Source organism: Azomonas agilis (genome assembly GCF_007830255.1).
In the GTDB taxonomy this organism is placed as follows: Bacteria; Pseudomonadota; Gammaproteobacteria; order Pseudomonadales; family Pseudomonadaceae; genus Azomonas; species Azomonas agilis.
The window spans coordinates 1-18,585 of record NZ_VLKG01000008.1 but is presented as its reverse complement, the minus strand read 5'-3'; the positions used below and the strand labels follow the sequence as shown (position 1 = coordinate 18,585).

Here is an 18,585-nt window from a genome sequence, read left to right as displayed (position 1 = left end):
GCGTTTATGAGTATCCGAGATTGGCCAGAAGCCGAGCGCCCCCGGGAAAAGCTCTTAGCACAGGGCGCAGCACGGCTTTCCGATGCCGAGTTACTGGCTATTTTTCTACGCACCGGTGTATCTGGTTTAAGTGCTGTGGACTTAGCCCGTTATTTACTCAATGAATTTGGCAGTTTACGCGCACTCTTTGAGGCTGACCTAACGCGCTTTAGCCAGCATTTAGGACTAGGGCCGGCAAAATACGCCCAACTACAGGCCGTTTTGGAAATGGCCCGCCGCCATCTTGCTGAAACCCTGCGCCGTGACTCAGCTCTGGAAAGCTCTCAAGCAGTACGGGACTACTTAAAAGCCCAACTGCGTCACGAACCCCATGAGTTATTTGCGTGTTTGTTTTTAGATACCAAGCATCGCGTACTGGCCTTTGAAGTCTTATTTCGCGGCACTATCGACAGCGCCCAAGTTTACATTCGCCCCACCGTCGAACGAGCCCTAGCCCACAAAGCAGGCGCTGTTATCTTGGCCCACAATCATCCCTCGGGCTTATGTGAGCCTAGCCCAGCCGACTGCCAACTCACTCAGCAGCTTAAGCAGGCTTTTGCCCTGTTTGATATCCGAATTTTGGATCACTTTATTGTGGGAGAGGGCGAGCCTCTATCAATGGCTGAGCGGGGCCTAGTCTGATCCTCCAAAGGCTTAATCCGCCCAAAGGGAGTATTCAGAGAAGATATCCGCCATCAAAATAAGAGTTCTGTATAAAAGGTATTTATAAGCCTCTAGCTGCGAATACCCTGATTCAGAACCCCATTAAGACTCTACTATCATCGGCTAGTTGCAGAAAATATTTCTTTACTGGTTGTTTTTCGCGCATACGACTATGTAAACTGCCCAGCCTTTTGCCCGAGCTAAACCTGGGCGCCGTATTCCCTTTCGCCGGCAAGAGGCTGTTTTACAACGAAGTTAGCCGGTGGAGAGCCTATGAGAGCAGGTTTATATCGTCCTGAAGAATTCAAGGATAACTGCGGCTTCGGTCTGATTGCCCACATGCAAGGCGCGGCGAGCCATCACCTGCTCAAAACCGCCATTCAGTCGCTGACGTGCATGACCCACCGTGGTGGCATCAACGCCGATGGCAAGACCGGGGATGGTTGCGGGCTATTAATGCAAAAGCCTGATGCCTTTCTGCGCGCCAAAGCCCTTGAGCATTTCAGTACCGAACTGCCCGGCCAATATGCGGTGGGCATGGTATTCCTTAGCCAAGAGGCTACCTTAGCGGATGCCGCCCGTTCCCGTTTTGATGCGGAAGTTCTAGCCCAAGGTTTAAGCTTAATTGGCTGGCGCGAAGTCCCCATCAACCCAGAAGTATTGGGTACTTTGGCCCGTGAGCGTCTGCCACGCATTGAGCAGATTTTTGTCACAGGCGAAGGACTGTCCGATCAGGAAATGGCGGTTAAGCTGTTTTATGCCCGTCGTCGCACTGAAGAAGCCCTCAAAACCGATCCTGATTTTTATGTGTGCAGCTTCTCGCACAAAGACATCATTTATAAAGGCTTGATGATGCCTGCGGATCTGGAAGCCTTCTTCCCAGATCTGGGCGATGAACGCATGGCCACCGCCATTTGCGTGTTCCACCAGCGCTTTTCGACCAATACCCTACCCCGTTGGCCTTTGGCTCAGCCGTTCCGCTTTTTGGCCCACAACGGCGAAATCAACACCATTACGGGCAACCGCAACTGGGCACTGGCGCGTCGAACTAAGTTTTCCAGCCCCCTATTGCCGGACTTAGCTAACCTTGGCCCCATCGTAAACCGTACCGGCTCTGACTCATCCAGTATGGACAACATGCTGGAGCTGCTGGTCACTGGGGGCATGGATCTATTCCGTGGCCTGCGGATGATTATTCCGCCCGCTTGGCAAAACGTAGAAGGTATGGATGCAGACCTGCGCGCCTTCTACGAATACAACTCCATGCATATGGAGCCTTGGGATGGCCCTGCCGGTATCGTATTGACCGACGGTCGCTACGCCGTTTGCCTGCTGGATCGTAATGGTCTACGTCCTGCCCGTTGGGTAACCACCAAAAACGGCTACATTACCCTAGCCTCGGAAGTAGGTGTTTGGGATTACGCTGTAGACGATGTGCTGGCTAAAGGTCGTGTGGGGCCGGGACAAATTCTGGCCATTGATACCGAAACCGGGGAAATCCTCAATACTACGGACATCGACAACCGCCTCAAAAGCAGCCATCCCTATAAACAATGGTTGCGCGATAACGCCCTGCGTATTCAGTCCACCTTGACCGGGGATGACCTTGGGTTAGTGTTCTACGACGCAGATCAGCTCAAGCAGTACATGAAAATGTTCCAAGTCACCTTCGAGGAACGGGATCAAGTACTGCGCCCCTTGGCCGAGCAAGGTCAAGAAGCCGTAGGCTCAATGGGTGATGACACGCCGATTGCGGTGCTGTCGCATAAAGTGCGCTCCCCTTACGACTACTTCCGTCAGCAGTTTGCGCAGGTCACTAACCCACCGATTGACCCCTTGCGCGAATCCATCGTGATGTCGCTGGAAACCTGCTTAGGGGCCGAGCGCAATGTGTTTGAGGAAACCGGCGACCATGCCGACCGCGTGATCCTCAGTACGCCGCTGATTTCGCCCACCAAATGGCAGAACATCATGACCTTGGAGCGTCCCGGCTCCGAGCGTGAACTGATTGACCTCAATTACACCCCTGAACTGGGCTTAGAGGCCGCCGTTCTCCAAGTGGCTGATCAGGCTGAAGCCGCCGTACGCCAAGGTAAAGTGCTGCTGATCCTGAGTGATCGCCAGATTATGCCGGGCAAATTGCCGATCCATGCCGCATTGGCTGTGGGTGCTGTGCATCACCGCTTGGTGGAAAAAGGCCTGCGCTGCGACTGTAACATTCTGGTGGAAACCGCCACTGCTCGCGATCCGCACCATTTCGCGGTTCTGATTGGTTTCGGTGCTACCGCCATTTACCCCTTCCTCGTGTACGAAGTGCTCAGCGATCTGATTCGTACCGGCGAGGTCTTGGGTGATCTGCACGAAATCTTCGCCCACTACCGTAAGGGCATCGACAAGGGTCTGATGAAGATCCTATCGAAGATGGGGATTTCCACCGTAGCCTCCTATCGGGGGGCTCAACTCTTCGAAGCCATTGGTTTGGCGGATGAAGTGGTTGATCTGTGCTTCCGTGGCACACCCAACCGCATCAAGGGTGCCTCCTTCGTCGACCTAGAGGCCGACCAGAAACTGCTGGCCAGCGAAGCTTGGAGCCTGCGCAAACCCATCCAACAGGGCGGATTGCTCAAGTTCGTCTACGGCGGTGAATACCATGCGTATAACCCGGACGTAGTAGGCGCTTTGCAAGCCGCGGTTCAAGAAGGCAGCTACGAGCTGTTTAAGGAATACAGCAGCCTCGTAGATAAACGCCCTGTAGCCATGCTACGTGACCTGCTTAAGCCTAAAGAGCAAGAGCAACCTTTGGCTCTATCCGAGATCGAGCCGGTCGAAGCCATTCTCAAGCGCTTTGATTCTGCGGGTATTTCCTTGGGGGCCTTGTCTCCTGAAGCCCACGAAGCCATCGCCGAAGCCATGAACCGCCTCGGCGCGCGTTCTAACTCCGGTGAAGGCGGGGAAGATCCTGCGCGTTACGGCACCATCAAAAGCTCGAAAATCAAGCAGGTAGCCACTGGACGCTTTGGGGTAACGCCTGAGTACTTGGTCAACGCCGAAGTGTTGCAAATCAAGGTGGCTCAGGGCGCTAAGCCCGGTGAAGGCGGCCAGCTACCCGGCGGTAAAGTGAACCCGTTGATTGCTCGTCTGCGCCATTCTGTACCCGGCGTGACCCTGATTTCTCCACCACCGCACCATGACATCTACTCCATTGAAGACTTGGCGCAGCTGATTTATGACCTTAAACAGGTCAACCCCACGGCCTTGGTTTCCGTGAAGTTAGTGGCTGAGCCCGGTGTGGGTACTATCGCTGCGGGTGTAGCCAAAGCCTATGCCGACCTGATTACCATTTCTGGCCACGATGGAGGCACCGGCGCTTCGCCGCTGACTTCCATTAAATATGCGGGGTCACCTTGGGAGTTAGGTCTGTCTGAAGCCCACCAAACCCTGCGCGGTAACGACCTGCGCGGCAAGGTACGGGTACAGGCTGATGGCGGCTTAAAAACCGGCCTTGATGTAATCAAAGCCGCCATTCTAGGGGCGGAAAGCTTCGGCTTTGGTACCGCGCCGATGGTAGCGCTGGGTTGTAAGTACCTGCGTATCTGCCATCTGAATAACTGCGCCACCGGCGTGGCCACTCAAAACGAGAGACTGCGTAAAGAGCATTTCATCGGTACCGTTGAGATGGTGATGAACTTCTTCACTTTCGTGGCGGAAGAAACCCGTGAATGGCTGGCCCGTTTGGGCGTGCGTAGTCTGTCCGAGCTGATTGGCCGTACCGATCTTTTGGAAGTGTTGCCTGGTGAAACCAGCAAGCAAGCCCGTTTGGATTTGACTCCGCTGCTAGGCAGTGACCACATCCCAGCAGATAAACCCCAGTTCTGCGAAGTGGATCGCAACCCGCCGTTCGACCAAGGATTGTTGGCCGAAGAGATGCTGGCTCTGACTCAAAGCGCCATTGCGGGTAAAACCGGCGGTGAGTTCAGCTTGGATGTGTGTAACTGTGACCGCTCCATCGGAGCCCGTATTTCAGGCGAAATCGCCCGTCAACACGGCAACCACGGTATGGTGGACGCACCTATTACCTTCCGTTTCAAAGGTACGGCGGGTCAAAGCTTTGGAGTTTGGAACGCAGGTGGTCTGAACCTCTACTTAGAGGGTGATGCCAACGACTACGTGGGTAAAGGCATGACCGGCGGTAAATTGGTCATAGTTCCACCCCAAGGTTCGCCGCTGAAAACCCAAGAATCCGCCATCATTGGTAACACCTGCTTATACGGTGCGACCGGCGGTAAGTTGTTCGCAGCCGGTACTGCCGGTGAGCGCTTTGCGGTGCGTAACTCAGGCGTGCATGCCGTAGTAGAAGGCACAGGCGATCATTGCTGCGAATATATGACCGGCGGTTTTGTCTGTGTACTAGGACGTACCGGCTACAATTTTGGCTCTGGGATGACCGGTGGTTTTGCCTACGTTCTGGATCTGGAAAACAATTTCGTAGATCGCCTGAACAATGAGCTGGTGAATATTCACCGGATTACCGGCGAAACCATGGAAGCTTACCGTCACCACCTGCATGAAGTCTTGCAAGAATATGTAGAGGAGACGGGCAGTGCTTGGGGTGCTGAACTGCTGGAGAACCTAGAGGATTACCTGCGCCGCTTCTGGCTGGTGAAACCCAAGGCGGCCAACCTAGAACTCCTGCTTTCCAATACGCGCGCCAATCCGCAGTAACTGGCTTAGGGGGTAATCGGCCTTCGCCGATTACCAACCCACCGTGATTGTCTTGCAGCCTGCGGCTGCTGTAATGAGGTTTCCAATGACTGATCGTCTGAACAACGACTTCCAGTTCATGGAGGTTGGGCGCAAAGACCCCAAGAAAAAACTCCTGCGTCTGCGGAAAAAGTCGTTCATCGAAATCTATGAACCCTTCAACCCGCAGCAGGCGGCTGAACAAGCCCATCGGTGTTTGGGCTGCGGCAACCCCTACTGTGAATGGAAATGTCCGGTACATAACTACATACCTAACTGGTTAAAGCTCGCTACCGAAGGCAATATTTTAGCCGCGGCGGAGCTATGCCACCAAACCAACACCTTGCCCGAGGTGTGTGGCCGTGTTTGCCCACAAGATCGCCTGTGTGAGGGGGCTTGCACCCTGAACGACGGTTTTGGTGGAGTCACCATCGGGGCGGTCGAGCGCTACATCACCGATACCGCCTTTGCCATGGGCTGGCGGCCCGATTTATCGCGGGTTAAGCCCGTCGGTAAAAAGGTGGCCATTATCGGCGCAGGCCCTGCGGGTTTGGGCTGTGCCGATATTTTGGTACGCAACGGCGTCACTCCGGTGGTATTCGACCGTAACCCGGAAATCGGTGGACTGGTTACTTTCGGTATTCCTGAGTTCAAGCTGGAAAAAACCATCATGAGCCGCCGCCGTGAAATTTTCACCGGCATGGGTGTGGAGTTCCGCCTGAATACGGAAGTCGGTAAAGACATCAGTATTGAGCAACTGCTGGCCGATTACGATGCCGTGTTTATGGGCATGGGAACCTACACCTATATGCAAGGTGGTTTCCCTGGCGAAGACCTGCCCGGTGTGTACGATGCCTTGGATTTCTTGGTAGCGAATGTCAATCACCACTTGGGCTTTGAGAAGTCTCCCGAAGACTTTGTCGATATGAAGGGCAAGCGCGTAGTGGTCTTGGGCGGGGGCGATACCGCGATGGACTGCAACCGTACCTCCATTCGCCAAGGGGCTAAAACCGTCACCTGCGCCTACCGCCGCGATGCCGCCAACATGCCCGGCTCCCGTCGTGAGGTGAAAAACGCCAAGGATGAAGGGGTTAAGTTCTTGTACAACCGCCAGCCTATTGCGATCGTTGGCGATGGCAAGGTGGAAGGCGTGAAGGTGGTGGAAACCCAATTGGGTGAACCCGATGCCCGTGGCCGTCGCAGCCCAGAGCCTATTCCCGGCTCTGAGCAAATTCTGCCGGCGGATGCGGTAATTATCGCCTTCGGTTTCCGTCCTAGCCCAGCCCCTTGGTTCGATAGCGTTGGCATCCAAACCGATAATCAAGGTCGGGTGGTGGCTCCGGCTGAGGGTAGCTTTAGGTTCCAAACCAGCAACCCGAAAATCTTCGCCGGTGGCGATATGGTGCGCGGCTCTGACCTCGTAGTAACCGCTATCTATGAAGGCCGCCAAGCCGCCGAGGGTATCCTCGACTATCTGGGCGTTTAAACCGCGCCTACAGCAACAGGGGTTTATCCAAAAGGCACGTCTTACTAACGTGCCTTTTTTTTGGGGCTTTGCGACAATGCCCCCTCACCCGCCGCCTGCCTGCTGGAGCTTTTTGAATGTCTGAGCTGAAAAACGACCGCTTCCTCCGTGCCTTGCTCAAACAACCTGTTGATGTCACACCGGTATGGATGATGCGTCAGGCAGGCCGCTACCTTCCCGAATACCGCGCCACCCGGGCCAAAGCGGGCGACTTTATGAGCCTGTGTATGAACCCCGAATTGGCCTGTGAAGTCACCCTGCAACCCTTAGAGCGCTACCCTCTGGATGCGGCCATTTTATTCTCAGACATTTTGACCATTCCCGATGCTATGGGACTGGGCCTGTACTTTGAAACCGGAGAAGGGCCGCGTTTCCGCAAAGAAATCAAAACCAAGGCCGATATTGAACAACTGCCCATTCCCAATCCCGATAAAGACTTGGGTTATGTAATGGATGCCGTGCGTACCATCCGCCGTGAGCTGAATGGCCGCGTTCCTTTGATCGGCTTTTCCGGCAGCCCTTGGACACTGGCCACCTATATGCTGGAGGGCGGCTCCTCCAAAGATTTCCGCAAATCCAAAGCCATGCTGTATGACGCGCCCGAAACCTTGCATCTGCTGTTGGATAAACTGGCCCAAAGCGTCACGGCCTACCTTAATAGCCAAATTCTGGCCGGAGCCCAAGCGGTACAGATTTTTGATACTTGGGGTGGCAGTCTTTCCGATGTGGCCTATAAAGAATTCTCCCTGAATTATATGCAGCGCATCCTTCAAGGTTTGATCCGCCAACATGAAGGCCGCACGGTTCCGGTCATTCTGTTCACCAAAAATGGCGGCCAATGGCTGGAAGCGATGGTCGAGGCAGGCCCAGAAGCTTTGGGCTTAGATTGGACTTGTGACTTAGGCGCTGCCCGTGCGCGCGTCGGTGAGCGCGTGGCCCTACAAGGCAACATGGACCCGACGGTACTCTATGCCAGCCCTGCCGCCATTCGCCAAGAAGTAGCTCGCATTCTGGCCCGTTACGGTTCAGGCTCCGGCCATGTGTTCAATCTGGGACACGGCATCACCCCTGAAGTTAATCCTGAACATGCGGGAGTCTTCATCAATGCCGTCCACGAGCTGTCCGCCGCTTACCATGCTTAATCCCCAATTGCCTTGGTCAAGCATTGATACCCTGCTGCTGGATATGGATGGCACCCTGCTGGATCTGCATTTTGACAATCATTTTTGGTTGGAATATTTGCCCCAGCATTACGCCCAGCACCACAACATCAGCTTGGCGATGGCTAAACTGGAGTTAATTCCTTTATTCAAGGAACAACAGGGCACCCTCAATTGGTACTGTTTGGATTACTGGACGCGGGAGCTTGAGCTTCCCATTGTGCAGATCAAACGAGAAATTGCCCATCTGATCGCACTGCATCCTGGGGTTGAGGACTTTCTAACCCTTGCCCAAGCTCGGGGTAAACGCATTATTTTGATTACCAATGCCCACCCCGAATCTCTTTCATTAAAGCTAGAACGGGTAGCTTTGGCGCAGTGGTTTGAGCGCTTAATCAGTTCTCACCAGTATGGATATCCCAAAGAGGATCAGTCTTTCTGGCAGGCATTGCAGGCTGATATCTCGTTTGACCCACAGCGCACTCTGTTTATTGATGACAGCCTACCGATTCTGCGCAGTGCTCGTCAGTTTGGTATTCAACATTTATTGGCTGTCCGGCAACCGGATAGCCAATCCCTACCCAAAGTTACCGACGAGTTTGCCGCCGTATCCTGTTACGAGCAGTTGAGCCAACAGCTCAAGATCTGAGCATCCAACGCCCTCGTTGCTGCTTTCAAAAGGCCTTAACTAAGGCCTTTTTTCTTTATAGGGGATTCAAAATTTCGGGCAATCCCACACCTTGATGCACGACGTACCACTTGGAACCTATCCTGTTTTGGCTGTTCCGCCTTGAACGTACATAAAGGGCCTTTTTTGCCAATCGAATGATTTTTTATTCAAAAAAATCAGCTTATTTTAACTTTTTAGACTGAATACCCCATAAAAGGCGGCTTTTATCGAAAAAAGCAGACAAAAACCAGCCGAGCGCTCTTATGGCACAGGGGTTGCTATCTCTATAGCGAGACATCAACCACTCACCCGTGAACCGACGGAGGTTTCAATATCATGGCATTGCGTCAGTGTGCTATTTACGGTAAGGGCGGCATCGGTAAGTCCACCACTACCCAAAACCTAGTTGCCGCTTTGGCTGAGGCTGGCAAAAAAGTACTGATCGTTGGCTGCGACCCCAAAGCTGACTCTACTCGTCTGATTCTGCACTCCAAAGCTCAGACTACTGTGATGCACTTGGCTGCTGCTGCCGGCTCTGTTGAAGACCTGGAGCTGGAAGACGTGCTGCAAATCGGTTTCGGTGGCGTTAAGTGCGTTGAATCCGGTGGCCCAGAGCCAGGCGTAGGCTGCGCTGGCCGTGGTGTTATCACCGCCATCAACTTCTTGGAAGAAGAAGGCGCGTACGAAGACGATCTGGATTTCGTATTCTATGACGTACTGGGTGACGTAGTTTGCGGTGGCTTCGCTATGCCAATCCGTGAAAACAAAGCTCAAGAAATCTACATTGTATGCTCTGGCGAAATGATGGCTATGTATGCTGCCAACAACATCGCTAAAGGCATCGTGAAATACGCTCACTCTGGTACTGTTCGTCTGGCTGGCCTGATCTGCAACAGCCGTAAAACTGACCGTGAAGACGAGCTGATCATGGCTTTGGCTGCCAAAATCGGCACTCAAATGATCCACTTCGTACCTCGTGACAACGTCGTTCAACACGCCGAAATCCGTCGTATGACCGTGATTGAGTACGATCCTAAAGCTAAACAAGCTGATGAATACCGTGCTCTGGCTCAAAAAGTGATCAACAACAAAATGTTCGTGATCCCTAACCCAGCTTCTATGGAAGAGCTGGAAGAGCTGCTGATGGAATTCGGTATCATGGAAGCCGAAGACGAGTCTGTCGTCGGTAAAACTGCTGCTGAGGGCTGATCAGCCTACCAGCGGATGAGCATACTGAACTCCCTATAAAGGTATTGCTCATCCCCAAGCTGCTATTTTGAATACAGGAGCCACCCATGGCCGTCATGATTGACACCGATGAGTGTACTCAGTGTGGAGAATGTAAAGCCGTCTGCCCTACCGGATCCATTCGGCGGGTCGGTGGTGTGTATAGCGTTAATCCCGAAACCTGCGATGAATGCGTCGATTTGGGTGATGAGGATCCACGTTGTATGAGTACCTGTTCCGTCGATTTCTGTATTCAATTTGCCGCTTAAAGCCTTGTGTGGTTCGCCCGTGCTGTCAGGGATGATAGAGCGGGCCTGTTGTTTACCCAGAATTTTTGATCCAACCAAAGAGCATTCCCGCGCCGCTCTTTGGTCGGTGGGGTGGCGATGGTTTCTCCTCTGGTTCCATCGCCGCCCTCTTAAAATCACCTCAGTATGCAACCCAACCGACTAAGGCACAGCCCAGCACAGCAGCCCATAAAGGACAGCGCCAGCACATGATTGCTACCAAAGTAATCAAGGTCAGGGCAAAATCCTGCCTTGACTCTATCGATGATTGCCACAGTGGTTGATAGAGTGCCGCTAATAAAAGGCCAACCACAGCAGCATTAATCCCTGCCAAACAAGATTGCATTTTTGGGTTCTGACACCACAGTGCCCAAAACGGCAATGCGCCCATCACTAACAAAAATGCGGGCATAAAAATCCCAATAAGACAAAGCAATCCCGCGGCCCAACCTCCGAGTAACACACCAAGAAATGCGGCAAAACTAAACAAAGGCCCCGGCACGGCTTGAGCCGCACTATATCCGGCTAAAAAACCTTGCTCAGTGACCCAACCGGAGGCCACCACCTCAGTATGCAGCAACGGCAGTACTACATGCCCGCCGCCAAAAACTAAGGCTCCCACCCGATAAAATGCGTCCAACCAAACCAGAGCCTGCACATCCCACAGCCGATGCAATAAAGGTAGCCCCACCAGCAACAGAACAAAAACTGATAAAAATATCAGCCCCATCCTAGGGGTTACGGAAACCTCCAAGGGCTGAGCCATCGACTTTAATTCAGGTTTACACCAGCGACTTCCAATCAGCCCTGCCCCCAAGATAATCGCCATATGTACCCCTGCAATAGGTACATAGAGCGCAACGCAGGCAGCAGCCACCATCAGACTGATACGCAGGCGGTCTGGGCAAAATTTACGCGCCATTTCCCACACTGCTTGAATCACCACAGCTACGGCTAAAATCTTCAAACCATGCAGTACGCCCTGCATGGCTTCTACATGGGTCAAGCCGTGGGCAAACAACATTAAACCCAGCGCTGAAGGCAGGGTAAATCCCACCCAAGCGGCTAAAACTCCAGCATAACCGGCGCGTAATAGACCCACAGCCATAGTAACCTGACTACTGGCTGGCCCGGGTAAAAACTGACACAGGGCCACTAGGTCTGCATACTGCTGTTCTGAAACCCAGCCACGCCGCACCACAAACTCATCCCGAAAATAAGCTAAATGCGCAATAGGCCCACCAAAGGAGGTGAACCCTAAGCGCAAAAACACCCAAAACACAGACCAAGCCAACCCAAAACGAGCTTTTATACCTAAACACATAACAACAGCCCTTTTTCTGAAAGGAGACATCCACAAACTAGGCTGAGCGCCCCAAGACAAACTAGGGCCAAGATCACGGCTTTGTCTTAGATGTGCTATACCCTTTGCCATTCGGAAAGACTTGGAGATTAAAGATGTCCCGTATCGTTCGTGTTGCAGCTACCCAAATGGCCTGCACCTGGGATCGCACTGCCAACCTTGCCAAAGCAGAACAACTGGTACGCCAAGCAGCGGCTCAGGGGGCGCAGATTATTTTGCTCCAAGAACTCTTCGAAACACCTTACTTCTGCCAAAAACCCAATCCTGAGTATTTACAGCTCGCGACCTCAGTGGAAGAAAATCCGGCCCTACGCCACTTCCAAGCCCTTGCCGCTGAATTGAAGGTGGTGCTTCCCATCAGTTTTTTTGAGCGGGCTCAGCGGGCACGCTTCAATACGGTTGCCGTGATTGATGCTGACGGACGCAATCTAGGGCTCTACCGCAAAAGCCATATTCCCGATGGCCCTGGTTATCACGAAAAATACTACTTCAACCCCGGTGACACCGGATTTAAGGTCTGGAATACCCGATACGCCCGCATTGGAGTGGGTATTTGTTGGGATCAGTGGTTTCCAGAAACGGCCCGCAGCATGGCGTTACTAGGCGCTGAATTATTGTTTTACCCCACCGCCATCGGCAGCGAACCCCACGACCCCAGTATTAACTCACGGGATCACTGGCAAAGGGTTCAGCAAGGACATGCCGGAGCCAACCTAATGCCTCTAATTGCCAGCAACCGTGTTGGCACAGAGCATCAAGAGGACTATCAGATTCGCTTTTACGGCTCATCTTTTATTGCGGACGCTTTAGGCGCTAAGGTGGCTGAGCTGGACGAAACCACCGAAGGCACATTAATCCATAGCTTCGATTTGGATCAGTTGGAACGCCTGCGCAGTGCTTGGGGGGTCTTCCGTGACCGCCGCCCAGCCCTGTATGGCCCCATCAAGACTTTAGATGGCTGTTTAGAGTCTCAATAAACCCTAGCGACGAAGCTGTGCCAGCAACTCTGGGGTTGGATAACCGTCTGCGGGCCAACCGAGTTGCTGCTGATAAGCTCGAATAGCTCGGCGCGTATTGGCTCCAATAATGCTATCGGGCACACCGCTGTTAAATCCCAGCTCATTTAGGCGGGTTTGCAACTCCAAGCGCTCAGAACGGCTCAGAATGCGTTGCTCCTTGGGCCAGCGCGCTAAAATGCGTCCCCCGCCATTAAAACGCTCGGCTAACAGATTAATCGCCAAGGCATAGGAAGTAGAGTTGTTGTACTGCAAAATGGCGCGGAAGTTATCCAATACCAAGAACGCCGGCCCGCGATAGCCTGCCGGTAATACTAAAGTCCCTAGCGCAGCATCCTGCCCCGGTAAAGACGGAATAATCACCCCTAAGCGTCGCCAATCCGTCAAAGGCTTACGAATGTCTGGATCGGCTAAGGCGTAATCAAAATTCTTGGGTAAGTGAACTTCAAACCCCCAAGTATGCCGATTATCCCAGCCTGAAGCCTGCACATAGTGGGCTGTAGAAGCCAGAGCATCCGCCACACTGTCCCAAATATCACGGCGGCCATCGCCATCAAAGTCCACGGCATAGTCTTGATAGGTGGTGGGAATAAACTGGGTTTGGCCCATAGCACCCGCCCATGAGCCTTGCATACGCTCCAGCGAAATATCTCCATTTTGCAAAATTTTTAACGCCGCCAATAATTGTGTCTTGGCAAAATCAGGTCGCCGCCCTTCATGGGCTAAGGTCGCTAGAGAGCGAATCACCGACTTATCGCCTATATTCCGGCCAAAACTGCTCTCCATTCCCCAAATGGCGACCAGAATATGGCGGCTCACCCCATACTTAGCCTCTAATTGCTTTAATAAAGCTTCGTACTGATTCAGTAAGCGCTGCCCTATACTGATTCGGGGTAACGAGAGCGCGCCTTCCAAATACTCCCACACGGGCCGAGAAAACTCAGGCTGACTGCGATCTGAGGCCACTACCTCAGGATCTGGCTGTAGGCCTTTAAATGCCTGATCAAATACAGAGGCATCAATACCAGCGGCTAGGGCTTCGGCTCGAAATCTATGGCACCACTGAGTGAAACTTTCCTCAGTGGCCGGAGCCTCCTCAATGGCTCCCTGAGTAAGCGGGCGCTCAGGCTGAGTTGCACGGGTAGCAGGCGTTACAGGTACAGGCGTAGCAGGGTTAGCATTAAACGAGACCGGCTGAACGGCCTGATGGGGCTCTGCAGCACAGGCCACCATTAATACCAGCGCCGTTGTCGCAATCAAGGCGCGTTGTGGAATGTTGGAAAAAACCATAGGGAGCATGCAGCGCTCTTCAGTGAATGGGACACAGGGGTGAACCTTAGCATGCCTAAGCCCAAGCAATCTGCATTACCCCCTCTTAATTAGGAACGCTTTGCACATTATTCTGTACCCATCAGCAGATTAAGCGACTCAAAATAAGGCCTCATCCTACTATGGGCTGCTTTCCTGATACACTGCTCCACAGTTTCTAAGCCAATGCCCTATTAGCTTGGAAAATCCGCCGCATCAAATAGAGCCCCACGCCTCAATGAGTACAGCACACTCAACCCTTAGCCCTTCGCCCCTTAATAGAACCTTTTGCGTTGCCCCCATGATGGACTGGACAGACCGGCACTTTCGATACTTTGCCCGCCTCCTGTCCCAGCGTGCGCTTCTGTATACCGAGATGGTGACTACCGGGGCTTTATTACACGGCGATCCGCAGCGTTTCTTGCAACACCATCCGCTAGAGCATCCACTGGCTTTGCAATTGGGTGGGAGTGATCCTGCTGAATTGGCCCTCTGCGCTCGAATGGGCGCTGCGGCGGGTTATAGAGAGGTCAATCTGAATGCCGGCTGCCCTAGTGATCGCGTACAACAAAACATGATTGGAGCCTGCCTGATGGCTCATCCGCAGCGTGTAGCGGACTGTATTAAGGCGATGCGCGATGCGGTTGATATTGAAATCACCCTCAAACACCGCATTGGGATTAATGGGCGCGATCAGTACAGCGAATTGGTGGATTTTGTAGGCCAAGCTCAGGAAGCTGGATGCCGTACCTTTATTGTCCATGCGCGGATTGCCATTCTTGAAGGGCTCTCTCCCAAGGAAAACCGCGATATCCCTCCGCTGCGCTACGACATAGCACAGCAACTCAAACAGGATTTTCCTGACCTAGAGATTATTCTCAACGGTGGCATCGAAACCTTAGCAGACTGCCAAACTCATTTAGCGACCTTCGACGGAGTCATGCTAGGACGGGCGGCCTATAACAACCCTTATTTACTGGCCTTTGTAGATCAGCACTTATGTGGTAGCACGGCCCCCATCATCAGTCGCCATCAGGCGTTATCAGCTCTACGGCCTTATGCAGAAGCACATCTAAAAGCAGGAGGCAGCTTACACCACATCACCCGGCATATTTTGGGATTGGCTCAAGGGTTCTCCGGCGCTCGTCGCTTCCGTCAATTATTATCCGTTGATATTCACAAAACACCTCAACCTTTAGCGCTCTTTGATCAAGCCCTTAAGATCTTGGAAGGGCGCTAAGCCCTTAACCACAGACGGTATTGCGCCCTGCGGCCTTGGCCATATACAGGGCTTTATCAGCAATTTCTAAGAGGTTCATGTGGTGCGATGCCTCCTGTGGACGCTGCAAACTGGCAAAACCAACACTCACCGTCACCTGACCTAGGGGAGCACCCAGGTGTTCAATAGCCAAGGCTTCCACCGTCCATCGTAAACGCTCAGCGGCACGTTGAGCTTTAGCCGCATCACAGTAGGGAAGCAAAACCACAAACTCCTCACCCCCCAATCGAGCGGGTAACTCTCCTGCCCGCTGAAAGCTATTCAATAGGCACTGACCAATCTGCACCAAACACTGATCCCCCTGCCCATGACCATAGTGATCGTTATAAGCTTTGAAGTAATCAATGTCGATCATCAACACCGATAAAGCCGTATTATGCCGGTAGGCACGCTGAAGCTCCTGCCGATACTGTTCGTTAAAGCGCCGCCGATTAGCCAAGCCCGTCAATGCGTCACTAAAGGATAAGCGCTCCAACTCTTTATGGCTGACTTCCAAAGCCCGTGCGTGTTGCCAGCGTTCCAACAGGCTAAACAGCATCTTGGCGGCCATTTGTTGATAACGGCGCTCATCCACCGAGCTGGCCAAGCGCACACCCTGCAACCAAAGCAAACTTCCGCCGTCTTGGTTGCGTAAACAGTACACCCAAACATCCAGACTGGAACTGTATTCCCAACCATCCGGAACAGGCTCAAATTGCTCAGGTACATATTGGGGCATAGGGGTCGCTTCGGGATAAACTACCAGCCACTGCCAGTGTTGATCTTTTTCTTCAGCCAAAGCACAGACAGAAGCATCTATATATTCACTCAGCTCCTGTAACGCCCAATACAACTTGCTCTGGTACTGATCAACCGGTAAGTGCACACATTGCATCAGGGTACGGGAAAATAAGTCCAAGTAACCATTAATACGTTGCAAAGCGGCTGTACGCAAAGCAACGCGCCGATCCAACTGATCACGCTCATAAGCCAAAGCAGCCAGCGCTTGGTCTCGCTCGTGGGCATACTGCTGTAGACTTTGGCGCAGGGTTTCAAACCCGTGGGCGACCAAATCAATCTCATCGTAATAGTCTTTTTCAGAACGACACAGCTTGAGGGGTGGCTGCGGTTTATCGGGAGCTAGCTTGGTTGCGTACTGCGCGATACGTCGTAAAGGACGACCCAACTGATGGTGCATGGGATAGGCAATTGCTGCACCAATCAGCAAGGTAATGAGAGCAATTTCTAATATGCTCCAAATTGCAGATTGAAACACTCGCTCATACAAAGATGTCGAATACGTATAGATGTGTAATGTTCCTAAAACCTGCTGAGGGTTATAAGGATGAGGGATAGGTAACTGTGCATCTGAGTATTGTTTAGAGGCTGGCCGTCCTGCCGATAGCCTCAACTGAAAGGGGGTCTCTAAAACAACTCGTTCAATTTCAGGGCGGTCGGCTAGCTGCTGTAATTGCTGCTGTAACGGCTCTAACTCAATGTCCCACAGCCCTAGGGTTAAAAGAGGAACTTGGGTTTCACCAATCCAAACCGTCAGTTGGTGGAAGCGTTCATTTTCGCTGCTATAAATACTAAGGGTTTGAATCAAAACGCCCAGACTGCTGCATACCAAAGCTGACCAAAAAACTCGGCGCAGAATATTCTGTCTGATGGATACAAAGCGCTGACCAGAGCTCACTGGCCGTCCTCAAGGATAGGGCGAAAGTCAAACCTATAATGCAATAGCTGTGGATTGAGGTGCTTAGTGTAGCGGCGAAAGTCTAACGCATAGCCAAGAGGAGCTTTGATAAAACGCTGAGCTTGTTCGGGGGAAAACAATGCAAACATGGAGCGATCCATTTCCAATCCTTCGGTTATCGCAAAATCAACGCCATGATGATAATCGTACAAAACTACCAACGCCCAAGCGCCGGATAAATAGTGCCCTCCCGCCAATGCCGACAAACGACCCTCCACCAAAGCCTGCATGGCCTCGACCGAAGTATTAATTGCAGAAAGCAGTACGTCCTTGCCTGGCTGCAAATTTGCGTCCTTTAAAGCCTGCATAGCTCCCAAGGCGATTTGATCATTAGCACACCAGATTAAACGGACATCGGGATAGCGCTGCAGCAAGTGGGTAGTTTGCACATAGGCCTTATCTTGCCTCCAGTCCGCATGAACCACTTGCTTTAGATCAACTTGAGGAAAGTCTTTCAGCGCCGAGGCTAATCCACGATTTCGTTGTACGGAAGACCCCGTAGATCGAGTTCCCGACAACGCCAACAGAGACAAGCGACCTGAAGCATCCTGTAACCCGGCTTGCAGACCTGCCTTGATTAAAGCCTGCCCAGTCATATAGCCCGCTGCTTCTGCTTGAGGGGTAAGGCTGCCTAACCAGTATTTAAAGCGCTCGCGCGGATATCCAATTTGGAGGCGCTGTTGGGCATTGGGTATATTGGCAATTAGAAAAACGGGAATTTGCGCTGCCTCTGCCAATTTTAGCTGCTCAGGCAAAATCGCTTTTTCACCGGCTATGATCAGGTAATCGGGTTGCTGTGACTTGGTTAAGCGCGTGACACTCTTGACTAACTCGATTTCTCGTAAGATATCACGCTCAGCAAACAGCGTTTTGAACTCAATCCCCAAATCCTGAGCAGCCTTATTCATAACCTCAGAGACCCCAACCCAGTAGGCTTCATGCTCATGTCCGGGGGCGATAAAGGTCACGCTCATGGCCCAGACTGGACTACTTAAGCCCAGCAGGATCAAAATTATTAGAATAATAGGCATTGAAATATGCTCAAAAATTTTCATACCTCTGAGCATTATAGAGGATAAATGCGCCAGCATAATGGCTCTATGCCACTTACTGCTTGAAATTTACAATCCAATCACCGGAATACGAATGAGCTCGTATTCCGGCCCGCGTTATCAGTTTTGCGCGAAAAAACCCGTACTTTAGTGCGGGGATGGATAGCGCGGGAGGGGCACCGCCGAAATGCACACGACAGCTTGTAAAACGTACCGGTGAACTCTATTGTAGGAAACATCAAATCCTCCTCGTTAGCCAAAGCTAAGATCGCCAAATCCGTATTGAATGCGGGATGGGCTATGTTGAAGACAATGCTGGAATATAAATGCGATAGCGCAGGCATTGTTTTTAAAGCGGTTCATGAGGCGTACCCCCCCCAAACCTGCTTGAATTGCGGCTGTTTGCCGGATTCGAGGCCGAACGGTAGCGCAGGGCTTGGAATAAGAGAATGAACCTGCAATGCCTGTGGTGTCAGGCACGACCGCGATATTAACGCGGCTAAGAACATGCTTGCGGTCGG

Annotated in this window: 14 protein-coding genes; 10 read left to right on the top strand and 4 right to left on the bottom strand. The window is 52.4% G+C overall.

Translation table 11 applies throughout. From position 1 onward, the window contains the following. Nucleotides 1–6: 6 nt before the first annotated feature. From radC to LX59_RS10960, 7 genes are all read left to right on the top strand, one after another. The gene (gene radC, locus LX59_RS10990) at nt 7–681 is read left to right on the top strand and encodes a RadC family protein (protein ID WP_144571916.1); all 675 of its coding nucleotides are present in this window, start codon (nt 7–9) and stop codon (nt 679–681) included. Nucleotides 682–975: 294 nt separating this feature from the next. After that, entirely contained in the window at nt 976–5,424 is a 4,449-nt protein-coding gene (gene gltB, locus LX59_RS10985; RefSeq protein ID WP_144571915.1) for a glutamate synthase large subunit, read from the top strand. A gap of 85 nt (nt 5,425–5,509) precedes the next feature. Continuing rightward, nucleotides 5,510–6,928 carry an FAD-dependent oxidoreductase gene (locus LX59_RS10980; RefSeq protein ID WP_144571914.1) on the top strand — a complete coding sequence of 473 codons (1,419 nt, stop codon included), beginning with the start codon at nt 5,510–5,512 and terminating at the stop codon, nt 6,926–6,928. A 116-nt stretch (nt 6,929–7,044) separates the two neighbouring features. Continuing rightward, complete coding sequence (gene hemE / locus LX59_RS10975) at nt 7,045–8,109, top strand: uroporphyrinogen decarboxylase (RefSeq protein WP_144571913.1); 1,065 nt, start codon at nt 7,045–7,047, stop codon at nt 8,107–8,109. Continuing rightward, nucleotides 8,072–8,776, top strand: coding sequence for a GMP/IMP nucleotidase (yrfG, locus tag LX59_RS10970; protein ID WP_246118742.1), 705 nt, complete (start codon nt 8,072–8,074; stop codon nt 8,774–8,776). The genes hemE and yrfG overlap by 38 nt, the downstream gene beginning before the upstream one ends. 357 nt (nt 8,777–9,133) lie before the next feature. Beyond that, complete coding sequence (gene nifH, locus LX59_RS10965) at nt 9,134–10,006, top strand: nitrogenase iron protein (protein ID WP_144571912.1); 873 nt, start codon at nt 9,134–9,136, stop codon at nt 10,004–10,006. Between the two features lie 86 nt (nt 10,007–10,092). Continuing rightward, complete coding sequence (locus LX59_RS10960) at nt 10,093–10,293, top strand: 4Fe-4S dicluster domain-containing protein (protein WP_144571911.1); 201 nt, start codon at nt 10,093–10,095, stop codon at nt 10,291–10,293. 160 nt (nt 10,294–10,453) lie between these two features. Here LX59_RS10960 and chrA read toward each other — a convergent pair whose 3' ends face one another. Next, entirely contained in the window at nt 10,454–11,635 is a 1,182-nt protein-coding gene (chrA, locus tag LX59_RS10955; protein WP_144571910.1) for a chromate efflux transporter, read from the bottom strand. A gap of 134 nt (nt 11,636–11,769) precedes the next feature. On the opposite strand from chrA, the gene aguB reads away from it, so the two are divergent. Then, nucleotides 11,770–12,651 carry an N-carbamoylputrescine amidase gene (aguB, locus tag LX59_RS10950; RefSeq protein ID WP_144571909.1) on the top strand — a complete coding sequence of 294 codons (882 nt, stop codon included), beginning with the start codon at nt 11,770–11,772 and terminating at the stop codon, nt 12,649–12,651. A 3-nt stretch (nt 12,652–12,654) separates the two neighbouring features. On the opposite strand, the gene LX59_RS10945 is transcribed toward aguB, so the two are convergent. After that, complete coding sequence (locus LX59_RS10945) at nt 12,655–13,989, bottom strand: lytic murein transglycosylase (protein WP_425457492.1); 1,335 nt, start codon at nt 13,987–13,989, stop codon at nt 12,655–12,657. A 247-nt stretch (nt 13,990–14,236) separates the two neighbouring features. Here LX59_RS10945 and dusA point away from each other — a divergent pair, with 247 nt between their 5' ends. Then, nucleotides 14,237–15,238: a tRNA dihydrouridine(20/20a) synthase DusA gene (dusA, locus tag LX59_RS10940; protein WP_144571908.1), complete on the top strand. Its 1,002-nt coding sequence runs from the start codon at nt 14,237–14,239 to the stop codon at nt 15,236–15,238. Between the two features lie 4 nt (nt 15,239–15,242). On the opposite strand, the gene LX59_RS10935 is transcribed toward dusA, so the two are convergent. Further along, nucleotides 15,243–16,952 (bottom strand): sensor domain-containing diguanylate cyclase, encoded by a 1,710-nt coding sequence (locus tag LX59_RS10935; protein WP_144571907.1) that lies wholly within the window; start codon nt 16,950–16,952, stop codon nt 15,243–15,245. Continuing rightward, on the bottom strand, nt 16,949–18,043 hold the full coding sequence (locus LX59_RS10930) for an ABC transporter substrate-binding protein (protein ID WP_170234365.1): 1,095 nt from the start codon (nt 18,041–18,043) through the stop codon (nt 16,949–16,951). Before LX59_RS10930 ends, LX59_RS10935 begins: the two co-directional genes overlap by 4 nt. Nucleotides 18,044–18,364: 321 nt before the next feature. Between LX59_RS10930 and LX59_RS16100 the strand changes: the two genes are divergently transcribed. Continuing rightward, complete coding sequence (locus tag LX59_RS16100; protein WP_211354847.1) at nt 18,365–18,517, top strand: zinc ribbon domain-containing protein; 153 nt, start codon at nt 18,365–18,367, stop codon at nt 18,515–18,517. Nucleotides 18,518–18,585 lie beyond the last annotated feature (68 nt).